At 55.9% G+C, this 12,870-nt stretch carries 16 protein-coding genes; 4 read left to right on the forward strand and 12 right to left on the reverse strand.

Annotated features, from left to right (window positions below; genetic code table 11):
• Positions 1–34 precede the first annotated feature (34 nt).
• The 7 genes from proW to JLG71_RS06170 all read right to left on the reverse strand — a co-directional run bounded on the left by proW (position 35) and on the right by JLG71_RS06170 (position 6,997).
• A complete protein-coding gene (proW, locus tag JLG71_RS06140; protein WP_004853456.1) occupies positions 35–1,099 on the reverse strand; it encodes a glycine betaine/L-proline ABC transporter permease ProW in 1,065 nt (354 codons plus the stop codon).
• Positions 1,092–2,294: a glycine betaine/L-proline ABC transporter ATP-binding protein ProV gene (gene proV, locus JLG71_RS06145; protein WP_014226499.1), complete on the reverse strand. Its 1,203-nt coding sequence runs from the start codon at positions 2,292–2,294 to the stop codon at positions 1,092–1,094. Before proV ends, proW begins: the two co-directional genes overlap by 8 nt.
• 345 nt (positions 2,295–2,639) lie before the next feature.
• Positions 2,640–3,602, reverse strand: a complete 963-nt coding sequence (gene nrdF, locus JLG71_RS06150) for a class 1b ribonucleoside-diphosphate reductase subunit beta (protein ID WP_014226498.1) — start codon at positions 3,600–3,602, stop codon at positions 2,640–2,642.
• Between the two features lie 10 nt (positions 3,603–3,612).
• Positions 3,613–5,757, reverse strand: coding sequence for a class 1b ribonucleoside-diphosphate reductase subunit alpha (nrdE, locus tag JLG71_RS06155; protein WP_200914020.1), 2,145 nt, complete (start codon positions 5,755–5,757; stop codon positions 3,613–3,615).
• The gene (gene nrdI, locus JLG71_RS06160; RefSeq protein WP_014226496.1) at positions 5,730–6,140 is read right to left on the reverse strand and encodes a class Ib ribonucleoside-diphosphate reductase assembly flavoprotein NrdI; all 411 of its coding nucleotides are present in this window, start codon (positions 6,138–6,140) and stop codon (positions 5,730–5,732) included. The genes nrdE and nrdI overlap by 28 nt, the downstream gene beginning before the upstream one ends.
• Complete coding sequence (nrdH, locus tag JLG71_RS06165) at positions 6,137–6,382, reverse strand: glutaredoxin-like protein NrdH (RefSeq protein ID WP_004853449.1); 246 nt, start codon at positions 6,380–6,382, stop codon at positions 6,137–6,139. Before nrdH ends, nrdI begins: the two co-directional genes overlap by 4 nt.
• A gap of 183 nt (positions 6,383–6,565) precedes the next feature.
• Positions 6,566–6,997 carry a carboxymuconolactone decarboxylase family protein gene (locus JLG71_RS06170; protein ID WP_004853446.1) on the reverse strand — a complete coding sequence of 144 codons (432 nt, stop codon included), beginning with the start codon at positions 6,995–6,997 and terminating at the stop codon, positions 6,566–6,568.
• Between the two features lie 87 nt (positions 6,998–7,084).
• On the opposite strand from JLG71_RS06170, the gene pdxR reads away from it, so the two are divergent.
• Positions 7,085–8,443, forward strand: coding sequence for a MocR-like pyridoxine biosynthesis transcription factor PdxR (pdxR, locus tag JLG71_RS06175; RefSeq protein ID WP_161506373.1), 1,359 nt, complete (start codon positions 7,085–7,087; stop codon positions 8,441–8,443).
• A gap of 63 nt (positions 8,444–8,506) precedes the next feature.
• On the opposite strand, the gene JLG71_RS06180 is transcribed toward pdxR, so the two are convergent.
• A complete protein-coding gene (locus JLG71_RS06180) occupies positions 8,507–8,833 on the reverse strand; it encodes a DUF883 family protein (protein ID WP_004123945.1) in 327 nt (108 codons plus the stop codon).
• A 149-nt stretch (positions 8,834–8,982) separates the two neighbouring features.
• Between JLG71_RS06180 and JLG71_RS06185 the strand changes: the two genes are divergently transcribed.
• Positions 8,983–9,333, forward strand: coding sequence for a DUF2002 family protein (locus tag JLG71_RS06185; protein WP_004123942.1), 351 nt, complete (start codon positions 8,983–8,985; stop codon positions 9,331–9,333).
• A 41-nt stretch (positions 9,334–9,374) separates the two neighbouring features.
• Here JLG71_RS06185 and alaE read toward each other — a convergent pair whose 3' ends face one another.
• A complete protein-coding gene (gene alaE, locus JLG71_RS06190) occupies positions 9,375–9,824 on the reverse strand; it encodes an L-alanine exporter AlaE (RefSeq protein WP_014839290.1) in 450 nt (149 codons plus the stop codon).
• A 705-nt stretch (positions 9,825–10,529) separates the two neighbouring features.
• On the opposite strand from alaE, the gene stpA reads away from it, so the two are divergent.
• Positions 10,530–10,931 (forward strand): DNA-binding protein StpA, encoded by a 402-nt coding sequence (gene stpA / locus JLG71_RS06195; protein ID WP_048260157.1) that lies wholly within the window; start codon positions 10,530–10,532, stop codon positions 10,929–10,931.
• Between the two features lie 46 nt (positions 10,932–10,977).
• Here stpA and JLG71_RS06200 read toward each other — a convergent pair whose 3' ends face one another.
• The 3 genes from JLG71_RS06200 to JLG71_RS06210 form a co-directional block, all read right to left on the reverse strand.
• Positions 10,978–11,157: a hypothetical protein gene (locus tag JLG71_RS06200; protein WP_014226493.1), complete on the reverse strand. Its 180-nt coding sequence runs from the start codon at positions 11,155–11,157 to the stop codon at positions 10,978–10,980.
• A 91-nt stretch (positions 11,158–11,248) separates the two neighbouring features.
• Entirely contained in the window at positions 11,249–11,770 is a 522-nt protein-coding gene (locus JLG71_RS06205; protein ID WP_014226492.1) for a rhodanese family protein, read from the reverse strand.
• 9 nt (positions 11,771–11,779) lie between these two features.
• Entirely contained in the window at positions 11,780–12,079 is a 300-nt protein-coding gene (locus JLG71_RS06210) for an ArsR/SmtB family transcription factor (protein ID WP_014226491.1), read from the reverse strand.
• A gap of 182 nt (positions 12,080–12,261) precedes the next feature.
• Here JLG71_RS06210 and JLG71_RS06215 point away from each other — a divergent pair, with 182 nt between their 5' ends.
• Positions 12,262–12,858, forward strand: a complete 597-nt coding sequence (locus JLG71_RS06215; protein WP_161506268.1) for an undecaprenyl-diphosphatase — start codon at positions 12,262–12,264, stop codon at positions 12,856–12,858.
• Positions 12,859–12,870 lie beyond the last annotated feature (12 nt).

The following is a 12,870-nucleotide window of genomic DNA, read 5'->3' on the forward strand; positions in this document are numbered from 1 at the left end:
AGTCTATCCCCCCGGCTGTCGGGGGGATGGGCTCTTATTTACAGAAAGGGCGAGTTATCAGCCCCAGTGGGCCGGTTGCATACCAGCGGCGGTTGCCGCGGCTGCGTGAGTCCCGTCCTACGGCCTGAGTCAGACGGTCAAGAATAATGGCGAGGATAACAATCCCGACGCCGCCAACGGTGGCCAGGCCCATATCAAGGCGACCGATGCCGCGCAGTACCATCTGGCCGAGACCGCCAACGGCAATCATTGAGGCGATGACCACCATCGACAGGGCCAGCATCAGCGTCTGGTTGACCCCGGCCATAATCGTCGGCATGGCCAGCGGTAGCTGAACCTTAAACAACAGCTGACGCGGGCTGGCGCCGAAGGAGCGCGACGCTTCAATCAGATCCGCCGGCACCTGGTTAATCCCCAGAATGGTCAGACGAACAATCGGCGGCAGGGCGAAGATAATGGTGACCACCACGCCCGGAACGTTGCCGATACCGAACAGCATCACAATGGGCACCAGATAGACAAACGCCGGCGTGGTCTGCATCGCGTCGAGCAGCGGACGGATAATTTTCGCCGCCCGCGGGCTCCGCGCCAGCCATATCCCAAGCGGCAGGCCGATAAGCATACAAAACAGCAGCGCGGTCAGCACCAGCGCCAGGGTCACCATCGCCTGCGACCAGGCGCCGATAGCGCCGATAGCGATCAGCGAAATCAGCGTCGCCGCGCCCATGCCGACGCTGGAAATCTGCCAGGCAATCAGCGAGAAAATAATAATCGCCACCGGCGCCGGCATACCCAGCAGCAGCTGCTGGAAGGCGCTCAGGATGTAATCCACCGGTACGCGTATTCCCTGGAATACCGGACGAAAATGCATCACGACCCAGTCGATACCGTGCGTGACCCAGCTGTCGAGTGGGATCAGCGTTTTATGGAACGGGTCCATAATATTGAAGTGTTCCGGCTGCGGCGCGGGCGCGCTGCTCAGCCAGTCGGCACCTCCGCCATCGGTCGGCGCCGGCGTAGAGGTGCCCCAGGCATCGGCGGATTGCGCTGCGCTATCCGCCGCCGGTGCGGTGTCCCACGGGTTAGATTGATCAGCCATTGTTTGCCCCCTCGCGATCTAAAGCCTGCAGCAGCATCCGTTTGGAAATGATGCCGATGTACTGGTGCCCCTCGTCGACAACCGGCACCGCGCACGGTGCATGGCCGACGTGAGAGAGCAGCTCGCTGAGCGGCGTTTGCGCATCCACCGCCTGCGGTGAGTCAATTAACGCCGCATCAATTCCCTGACCTTCGCTTAGCGCGGCTTTCAGGGAATCAATGGAGACAATGCCAACAAACTTATTCCCGCGTTCAATGACGTAGCCATATTCGCGGTCTTCATCCTGCAGCAATTTCAGCGCGGAACGCGGGCCAAAGCCGGGCGTTTTGCGAATCAGCCCCACCGGGCTACGGCGGGCAATATCTTTGGCGCTGAACACCTGGCTAATATCGACGCCGCGGAAGAAGGTTCGGACATAATCATTGGCCGGATTATTGAGTATTTCATCCGGCGTGCCGACCTGAACCACTTCACCATTTTGCATAATGGCAATCCGATCGCCAATACGCATGGCTTCATCAAGATCGTGGGAAATAAAGACCACGGTACGCTGATGTCTGGCCTGTAATTTAGTGAGCTCATCCTGCATCTCGGTACGAATTAACGGGTCGAGCGCGGAGAAGGCTTCATCCATTAACAGAATATCGGGATTAATCGCCAGCGCGCGGGCGAGACCAACGCGCTGGCGCATGCCGCCGGAGAGTTCGTCCGGGTAGGCATGAGCATAGTTTTCCAGGCCGACCTGGCGCAGCGCCTCCAGCGCTTTCTCCTGGCGTTCCTGAGTCGGCACGCCGGCCAGCTCCATGCCGAAAGCGGCGTTGTCGAGCACGGTCATATGCGGCATAAGCGCAAAGGATTGAAAAACCATCGCAATTTTTTTTCTGCGCACCTCGCGGAGCTCGGCGTCAGAGATTTTAGCGATATCGACGCCGTCGATCAGGACCTGGCCGCGGGTGGGTTCAATCAGGCGATTGAGAAGGCGAACCATGGTAGATTTCCCCGATCCGGAGAGCCCCATGATGACGAATATCTCGCCTTCTTCAATGGTCAGACTGGCGTTCTTTACGCCAAGCGATAACCCCGTCTTTTCCAGTATTTGTTCTTTCGATAGTCCTTTATCGATATATTTGAAAGCCCGCTGCGGGTGCTCGCCAAATATCTTATAGAGATTCTTGATTTCTAATTTAATTGCCATGCAATAGAGTGTTTCCTGTTATTTATTAATATCGATACGGTACCCGGTGATGATAATTGCTTTTTTACACCCTAACATACTGAGAATCTGTGACAACCCTTTATGTGGCGTTGCCAGGGAAATGTGCAAGGGAGAATTCCGGTGCATCCCCCGTGATATAAGGGCTGAGCGCGAATGACTTATGGTCGATATTTTTTAGTTATGTTGCGTTAATTCAGGCGAAAATCGAGGGCATGCTGTTGAATATGACACGGTGATGACCGAAAGATATTGAGTGAGGCGAAAACAAATAATGTGAAATAAATCACCAGGAAATATGCTGATATATTCCTGGTGAAAGTAAGGCTAAAAGTCCCAATCGCCGTCGACGGTTTCTTCCGCTTTTCCCATCACATACGATGAACCCGAACCGGAAAAGAAGTCGTGGTTTTCGTCGGCATTCGGCGAAAGCGCGGCGAGGATCGCCGGATTGACGGCGGCCATTTCCGCCGGGAACAGCGCCTCGTAGCCGAGGTTCATCAGCGCCTTATTGGCGTTGTAGCAGAGAAAGGCGTTGACCTCCTCAATCCAGCCGCTATCGGCGTACAGTTCGCGGGTGTAGGCCAGTTCGTTGTCATACAGATCCATCAACAGGTCGAGGGCGAAGTTTTTCATCTCCTCGCGCTTCTCGGCGCTGACTATTTCCAGCCCTTTCTGGAATTTGTAGCCAATATAATAACCGTGTACCGCTTCATCGCGGATGATCAGGCGAATCAGATCGGCGGTGTTGGTCATCTTCCCCCGGCTGGAGAAGTACATCGGCAGCCAGAAGCCGGAGTAGAAGAGGAACGATTCGAGAAAGACGCTGGCGATTTTTTTCTTCAGCGGTTCATCTGCCTGATAGTACTCCAGCATCAGCTGCGCTTTGCGCTGCAGCGGCGCGTTTTGTTCGCTCCAGGCATAGGCGGCATCGACGTCTTTGGTCTGGCAGAGCGTCGAGAAAATGGAGCTGTAGGAGCGGGCGTGCACCGCCTCCATAAAGCTGACGTTCGACAGCACCGCTTCCTCATGCGGGGTGAGGGCGTCGGCCATCAGCGCCGGGGCGCCAACGGTATTCTGGATGGTATCGAGCAGCGTCAGGCCGGTGAAGACGCGAATCGTTAGCTGCTGTTCCGCCGGCGTGAGCGTTTGCCAGGCGGGGATATCGTTAGACAGCGGCACCTTCTCCGGCAGCCAGAAGTTGCTGGTCAGCCGATTCCAGACCTCCAGATCCTTATCATCTTCAATTTTGTTCCAGTTGATGGCGCTGATGCGCGATAAATGGGTCATCCTGTTCTCCTTACAGCGCGCAGGACACGCAGCCTTCGATTTCGGTACCTTCCAGCGCCAGCTGGCGCAGACGGATGTAATAGAGCGTTTTGATGCCTTTCTTCCACGCGTAGATTTGCGCTTTATTGATATCGCGCGTGGTGGCGGTATCGGGGAAGAACAGGGTCAGCGACAGCCCCTGATCGACATGGCGCGTCGCCTCGGCGTAGGTGTCGATGATCTTCTGCGGGCCGATTTCGTAAGCGTCCTGATACAGCGCCAGGTTGTCGTTGGTCATAAACGGCGCCGGATAGTAAACGCGTCCGGTTTTCCCCTCCTTGCGGATCTCTATCTTCGACACGATCGGATGGATGCTGGAGGTCGCGTGGTTGATGTACGAAATAGAGCCCGTCGGCGGCACCGCCTGCAGGTTGCGGTTATAAATGCCGTAGCGCATCACGTCATCGCGCAGCTGCCGCCACATATCGCGGTCGGGCAGGACAATACCGGCACGGGCAAACAGCGCGCGGACTTTCGCCGTTTTCGGCTGCCAGTCGCCTTCCAGGTAGGGGCGGAAATAATCACCGCTGGCGTACCGCGACTGCTCGAATCCGGCAAAACGCGTGCCTTTTTCCCGTGCTATCAGCATCGAGGTACGCAGCGCGTGCCAGGTGATGGTATAGAAATAGAAATTGGTGAAATCCAGCCCCGCTTCGCTGCCGTAGGCAATACCTTCGCGCGCCAGATAGCCGTGCAGATTCATCTGCCCAAGGCCGATGGCGTGCGAAGCGGCATTGCCCGCCGCGACCGACGGTACCGAACGGATATCGCTCATTTCGGACACCGCGGTCAGACCGCGCACCGCGACCTCGACCGTGCGGGCGAAATCAGGAGAGTCCATGGTATGGGCGATATTCAGCGAGCCGAGGTTGCAGGAGATATCCTGGCCGATGCTGGCGTAATCCAGGTTTTCGTCAAAGGTAGAAGGCGCGTTAACCTGTAGGATCTCCGAGCACAGGTTGCTCATATTGATGCGCCCGGCAATCGGGTTCGCGCGATTAACCGTGTCTTCAAACATGATGTACGGATAGCCGGATTCAAACTGAATTTCCGCCAGCCGCTGGAACAGATCGCGGGCGCGGATCCAGCGCTTGCATACCCGCTCATCGGCCACCAGTTGCGCATACATTTCGCTTACCGCGATATCGCCGAACGGTCTACCGTACAGGCGCTCGACGTCGTAGGGCGAGAACAGCGCCATCTGCGCATCTTCTTTCGCTAGCTGAAAGGTGATATCCGGAATCACCACCCCGAGCGAGAGCGTTTTAATGCGGATTTTTTCATCGGCGTTCTCGCGTTTGGTATCAAGGAAACGCAGGATATCGGGATGATGGGCGTGCAGATAGACCGCGCCGGCCCCCTGGCGCGCGCCGAGCTGGTTGGCGTAGGAGAAGGCGTCTTCCAGCATTTTCATCACCGGTACCACGCCGGAGGACTGATTCTCGATGCGCTTGATTGGCGCCCCGGCTTCGCGAAGATTGGAGAGCAGAAACGCCACGCCGCCGCCGCGCTTGGATAGCTGTAGCGCCGAGTTCACCGCCCGGCCAATGGATTCCATATTGTCTTCGATGCGCAGCAGAAAGCAGGAGACCAGCTCGCCGCGCTGTTGTTTACCCGCGTTGAGGAACGTCGGCGTGGCGGGCTGAAAGCGTCCGGAGAGGATCTCATCGGTTAGCTGCCGGGCCAGCGCCTCGTTACCCTGCGCCAGGGCCAGGGCTACCATGCAGGTGCGGTCGCCAAAGCCTTCAAGGTAGCGCTTACCATCGAAGGTTTTCAGCGCGTAGCTGGTATAGAACTTCCATGCGCCGAGAAACGTCTGGAAGCGAAAACCGTAGTCCTGAGCGTACGCGAACAGCGCAAGAATAAACGAGCGATCGTAGCGGGCCAGCACCCTGGCGTCGTAATAGCCTTCGGCGACCAGCCACGTCAGCCTGTCGTCCTGGCTGGTAAAGGGCACGGTATTCGGCTCAACGTGGTTGGCCATAAACGCCGCTACCGCCTGATGGTCTTTGTCAAACGGGATGCGGCCGTTGCTGTCGTAGAGATTCAGCATCGCGTTGAGGGCGTGGAAATCCGGCGCCTCGGTGGTTATACGTTCTGCGGTTGTCGTTGCCAAAATTCGCTTACTCCTTTACGCACGTTGTCGACATCTTGCGGGGTGCCCATCAGCTCAAAGCGATAGAGATACGGTACGCCGCATTTCTGCTTGATGACGTCGCCTGCCCGGCCGTAGGCCTCGCCAAAATTACGATTGCCCGCGGCGATGACGCCGCGAATGAGCTGGCGGTTATGCGGATCGTTGAGGAAACGGATCGCCTGCCGGGGGACCGCGCCCGCCGTGCCACCGCCGCCATAGCTGGGGACGATAAGAATGTAGGGTTCGTCTACCTGGATGCGCTCGCGTTCGTTAAGCGGTATACGCACGGCGGGCAGCTCCAGACGCTGGACGAACCGGTGCGTATTTTCGGAACTGCTGGAGAAGTAGACGATCAGGCTCATACGCTGGCCGCTGACGCTGTCGGGCGCAGGCGATTGATCATATCGGGACGGAAGCCGGACCAGCGGGTCTCTCCGGCAATCACCACCGGCAGCTGACGGAAACCCTGCTCGCGCAGCATATCGACGGCTTCAGGGTGATGGTCGATGTTGATCATGTCGAATTCAAACCCGCGGGTTTCCATGGCCCGTTTAGTGGCATGGCATTGCACGCAGTCGTTTTTAGTGTAAATAGTAATGCGCATGATTCGTATTTCCATTTAAGATAACAGTACGACGTAAAAATTGACGTCGCGTGCTATGGGTTATCGTTGAAGGAAATACTAGATGTAGTTATTTAAAAGTTCAACAACTCAATATATATGGTTTTTGTAAAGGTTAGCCCCCGCGGGAGGATCCGGCGGGGGGCGGGATTTCTTGCCGTGAAATTACAGGCGCATACTCACCGCCAGACGATTAAAGGCGTTCATCAGGCTGATGGCGAAGGTCAGATCGCTGATCTGGCGGGCGCTGAAATGGTCCAGCAGCGGCTGATAAACGGCGTCTTCCGCATGACTTTCGGCGATATGGGTCACCGATTCCGCCCACGCCAGCGCCGCGCGTTCCGCATCGCTGAAATGGGCGCTCACCCGCCAGCCTGCCAGCGCGTCCAGCTTGTTTTGCGCGACGCCGGATTTACGCAGGGCTTTGCTGTGCATCTCCAGGCAGAAGGCGCAGCCGTTGATTTGCGATACCCGCAAATACACCAGCTCGATCAGCGCGCCATCCAGCTCGCTTTTTTCCAGCGCAATTTTGGCCTGAACCAGGGCGTTATAGACTTCCGGGCTCAGTTCATTGTACGGCTGACGTAGTGTGTTCATTTTACTCTCCTCATTAAGACGCGAGGAAAATAGCACTATAATGGACTGCATAAGATAGCCATATTGCGATGAAAAAAGCAGACCATGATGGACGGTAAAAAAATTCCGCACTACCAGCGCATTGCCCGACAGCTTAAGCAGGCGATTGAGCGCGGCGAGCTGGCTCCGGGCAGCAGGCTGCCTGCAAGTCGGGTCTATGCTCAGGAGCTTGGCGTGTCGCGGGCGACGATTGAGAACGCCTGGGGAGATCTGGTGGCGCAGGGATGGCTGGAGCGGCGCGGACAGGCGGGGACCTTTGTCAGCGATCGGCTGCTGCCGCAGCAAAACGCGCCCGTTCAGCCCGTCGAGGGCGATGAACCCGCGGCGCCGCTGCCGTTTCAGCTGGGGCTGCCCGCGCTGGATCTGTTTCCACGCGGCCTTTGGGCGCGCGTGATGGGTCGGCGTCTGCGTACACAAACGCGTTTTGACCTCGCGCCAGGCGATCCCAGCGGTGAACCGACGCTTCGCCGGGCGATCGTCGATTATTTGCGTCTGTCGCGCAGCATTGAGTGTCGGCCTGAGCAGGTCTTGATCACCGGTTGCTACGCGGCCTCGATGCGCCTTATTTTGCGCACGCTGGCGCGGCCTGGCCAGCAAATGTGGATGGAAGATCCGGGGTTTCCGCTGATCCGGCCGGTAGTGAACGACGAGGGGGTGGCGATCAATCCCGTTCCGGTCGACGACGACGGGATGGATATTCCCTGGGCGCAGCGGCATTACCCGAGTGCCCATTTCGCGCTGCTGACCCCGGCTCATCAAAGCCCGCTCGGCGTGGCGCTATCGCTGGCCAGGCGCAGACAGCTCCTGCTATGGGCGGCGCAGAATAACGCGTGGATTATCGAAGATGATTACGATAGCGAATTCCGCTATCACGGTAAGCCGCTGCCGCCGCTGAAAAGCCTCGACGCCCCGCAGCGGGTCATCTATGCCGGGGCGTTCAGCAAGTCTTTGTTCCCGGCATTACGCGCGGCCTGGCTGGTGGTGCCTGAGCCGCTGGTGGCGCCGTTTCGTGAACAGGCCGCGCTGATGTGCTGTAGCGTGCCGACGCTGTGGCAGCAGACGCTGGCGGATTTTATTCGCGAAGGCCACTTCTGGCGGCATCTGAAGAAAATGCGCGCCAGCTATGCCCAGCGCCGACTGTGGCTTGAGTCGGCGCTGCGGGCGCAGGGATTCACCGTCGTGCCTCAGGCGGGCGGGATCCAGATGGTGGTCAGGGTCGCCGGAGACGATCGGCCTCTGGCGCAGCGCGCCAGACGGGCCGGTCTGGCCGTACAGGCGCTGAGCGACTGGCGGATGGAGACTCGGGGAGAAGGGGGGCTGATAATGAGCTTCACCAACCTGACGTCGGCAGAAATGGCGAATCAGGCTGTGCGTAAGCTTTATGTCGCGCTTTACCCGCAGAGATAACAAAAACCCCTGCAGTGCAGGGGTAGACGCGTATTTGTTATCTTCATGGGTCTGGCTGTTTTATTATCGACGTAAATTCAGCAATACGCCAATAAATACCCCAACGGCAGCTGCGGCGCCGACGCTTTGCCACGGTTTATCGCGCACGTAGCTGTCTGCGCAGCCCATGGCATCGCACGCCGCCTGCTGAACGCGGTTATTGCCGTTAAGTCGCGCGCGGGTCTCTTTCAGCAGCGCCTGCGCTTTTTTACGCGCGGCCTCCGCTTCGTCCTTGGCGTCGCTGCCCCATGATTTCAGCACCTCTTCCAGCGTATCCGCTAATTGGCTGACATCATTATGGATATCTTCAGCGCTCTCTTCTACGTTGTTGCGGTTTGCTCGGTTGGCCATTGGTTTCTCCCTTAATTCCATTGAGTCTATAAGTGTAGGACAAGATTTTGAATTATGCTGTAAATAGCCCTTTATGGAATATTCCGAAAGCGTTGCCTTTAATGAATAAGGTAAGGTTAACGTGCGGTAAAAGATAATGAGGAATGAGTATGTATTTAAGACCCGATGAGGTGGCGCGTGTTCTTGAAAAAGCCGGCTTCACCATGGATGTTGTGACGCAAAAAGCGTACGGCTATCGCCGTGGCGATAATTATGTTTATGTGAACCGTGAAGCTCGTATGGGGCGTACCGCGTTAATTATTCATCCGGCTTTAAAAGAGCGCAGCACAACGCTTGCGGAGCCCGCGTCGGATATCAAAACCTGCGATCACTACGAGCAGTTCCCGCTCTATTTAGCGGGCGATGCTCAGCAGCATTATGGTATTCCACACGGGTTCAGTTCGCGCATGGCGCTTGAGCGTTTTCTGAGTGGCCTGTTTGGCGAAACGCAGTATAGCTGACAAAAAGCGGCTGGCTGAACCAGTCGCTTTTTTGTATCAACTCAGGCTTTGGCCTGCTGATAGGGGCTGACGCGAAACAGGCGGCGGCAGTAGTCGAGGAAATAGCCGTACGCTGCGCCCATCATCATCGATACCACGATGTTGGAACTTACCGCCGCGGCGATCTGATGCCAGTCGGCGCCGACAACCAGCAGAATCGCGACGTATACCGGCGACTGGAACGTCACATAGGCCACCACATCCGCAATATTCTTCATCCAGCCGGACGGGCTAATGCGGCGCGCCTGGCGCATCGCGAAATCGCGATAAAAACCGTAAGGCACGGCAATAATAATGTTCACCGGAATCGCCACCAGTCTCGAAGATAACGACTGCTGGAAAGTCATTCCGGAGAGAAAAATTTCGATCATCATGTTCACAACGGTGCAGTACACCACCATCGCAAAGGTGTCTGCTACCGCATGACGCAAGCGGGACTGCGCAGAGAACATTGGTATGCTCCTCGAAAATGAAGTCGATAATGCCAAAAGATTCGCGGTTATTCAGCGTTTTTGGGTGCCTGTTTTGATGTGCGTAGATTATATCTCTGCATTAAAAGAGGCAACTAGCTATAAATTTTTATTTAAAGGCTTTTGGTCGATAAAATACTCTGCGTCAGGCTATTTTTTGTTCGTTACGCTACTTTTGTTCTCTTTACTGATTTTTTTATTGTTTTTCAATTGGTTGTAAAATAAATACGTCATATAGATGAGAGCCAATCCGGGTTGTAAGGGGGGATTTCGCGACAGAATCGCGTAGCGGTGTGAGTTGTGTCACTTTTGGCGTTTTTTACACGTATAAAAGAGGAATGGCAGCATTATATGCTGATTTGTCTGCTGGGTGGGCATTCTGATTTTTTGCATGACTATTCTATAAACGCCCGTAGCGCCCTGCGAGGCGCAACCGTAAATATACGGATAACCTGCTGAGCATACAGGTAATAAGATAAAGACGTTGCCTGGCGAATAGTATTATTTGCAAAAGAATTTATTCAGTGTTGATAATTTCACTTTTATCGATTTGTTTGTCTTATTAATTGCTAAACATTTCTGGTGCTATATCAGGAATTAGTGAAAGGCTGGAAATACATTATAATATCAATTAAACTAGCGCCGTAATCTTTGTTTCATTTGCTATTTGGGAATTTTTTGAATTATATGTCATTACTATTAGAGAAATTGAATAATATCCGTTCACTTCGCGCCATGTCCCGTGAATTCTCCATTGACGTGCTTGAAGATATGCTGGCAAAGCTAAGGACCGTCACTGAAGAAAAACGCGCTGAGGAGCAGGCGGCTCAGGCGCTGCGCGTAGAACATCAGGAAAAAATAAATACCTGGCTGGAATTAATGATGGCTGACGGCATTACCCCTGAACAATTAGCGGGCTACAACAGCGCTTCCCCGAAAGGGAGCAAAAAGCGCCAGCCGCGTCCGGCTAAATATCGTTTTACCGACCATACCGGCGCCGAGAAAACCTGGACCGGTCAGGGACGTATGCCGAAGCCGCTGGCTAAAGCGGTGGCTGAGGGAAAATCCCTCGATAGCTTCCTGATCTAATATTGAAAACGGTGGGGAGACCCACCGTTATCGTTAGCCGGCTTAATCAGCACACGCCAAAATCGCCGTCTTCTTTATAAGCCGTCACATCGGCGGCCTTCAGCGTATATTTCTCACCCTGCTCGTTGCTTGCCTGAACGGCAATAATGCGATCGTCCTGGACTTCAACGACTTTAAGTTTTGGCCCACCCGCGCGCGGTTGTACCAGGTCACCGACTGAAAACATACTGCTTCTCCTGTGTGCTGATGAATCTTTTCGCTGACATAACCATAGCTCAGCAAAAGCGTTACCAACAGTCTCTCAAAAGAGGTAGAGGCTAGCGACGGTTCCAGGGCATCAAAGCCAAAAGACGCGCCATACCGCAAAACCCGGTAATACCGGCAAAGGTTAAGCCGGCGCCGACGAAGGCGCTAAGCAGAAAAAAGCCGCTGCTGAAAGCATAACCTAAAGCGACGCCAAGCAAAATCAGGGCGCCGGCGACGATCTGTACCTGACGCATAAGCGGCAGCGGCTGTGATTTATCCTCTTTCACCGGCAGACCGGCCGCTTTCCACGCCTGAATTCCGCCAGCCAGCAGCTTTACCTGCGCCGGTGCGGCGGCCTGCGCCAGACGGGCCGCGTTATTTTGGGTGCGCGATCCCGCCTGACAGTGAAAAATAATCGTCTCTTCGGGACTGGCGTGCAGCGCTGCGCCATTCGTCAGCGTCGCCAGCGGCACGAGCTCCGCTCCGGGAATATGCTCGCGGGCGTATTCATCGGCATCGCGGATATCGATCAGCCGGCCGCCCCGGGCGACGAGCGCCTGGGCTTCGGCAGGCGAAAGAGTAGCAATAGGCATAAAGGCTCCTTAAGGACAATAGATTGACTTCAGCGCGGCGACGATTTGCTGAACCGCTGGCCGGGTAATGAAGTAGTGAATGCGCTGCGCCTGACGTTCGCAGCCGATCAGGCCTTCATCACGCATCCGCGCCAGATGCTGGGAAGTTGCGGAGGGGCTCAGCCCGGTTATCCGCGCCAGTTCGCCGGCGCTGGTGCCCGGCGCATCGCATAGCATGCACAGAATCAATAGCCTGCTGGGATGGCTCATGGCTTTCAGCAGCGCGGCGGCTTCGCCGGCGCTGGCCTGTAGCTGTTCGGGTGTATTCATTTATTTTAGTCTTTTCTAAATTTAGTAAAGTCTAAAATAAAAAAGCGTATTACGCCAGCAATGGATGCCGCTGTGGCTAAACAGCGTGGCCAAAACCAGGACGATTCTTGAGCGCCGGGTTAAGCGTAACTTAAGCCAGGGGGGCGATAATGACGGAAATATGACTGTCGCGAGCTACCGCCATGAACGCACTGGAAACCCTTAATCAAAGCGCCTTTTTAGCGCTGAACGCATCGCCCGGCACGCCGGAGACGATCCTGGCATTGGCGCGTTTTTCAGCGAGCGGGATCATCTTTGTGGTTCCGGCCATTCTGCTCTGGCTGTGGTTTTCCGGCGGGCGGCAGGGTCATCGGCAGGCGCTGTTTTGTACCTTGAGTATTCTGATCGCGCTGGGGTTGGGATCGATCTGCGGAATGCTGTGGTTTCACCCGCGGCCGTTTATGATCCCGCTCGGCCATACCTGGATAAATCATCCGGCGGATAACTCTTTCCCGAGCGACCACGGGACGGTAATGTTTAGCGCCGCGTTTGCACTGCTCTCCCTGCGCTCACGCGCCGCGGGGCTCTTTCTGCTGCTGGCGGCGCTGCCCGTGGCCTGGTCGCGGATCTTTCTTGGGGTTCACTTTCCGCTGGACATGGTGGGGGCGGCGTTGGTTTCAGCCTGCGGCGTCTGCGTCGCGAAGCTTATCTGGTCGGGCATTGGGCACCGCTTAACCTCCCTGTGTGAAGCGATAAGCAGACGCCTGTTCGCCTGGCTACCGCCGCGCTTCACGCCCTGAGCGAATCAGAAG

Origin of the sequence: Klebsiella michiganensis, from assembly GCF_015139575.1 — a bacterium.
In the GTDB taxonomy this organism is placed as follows: Bacteria; Pseudomonadota; Gammaproteobacteria; order Enterobacterales; family Enterobacteriaceae; genus Klebsiella; species Klebsiella michiganensis.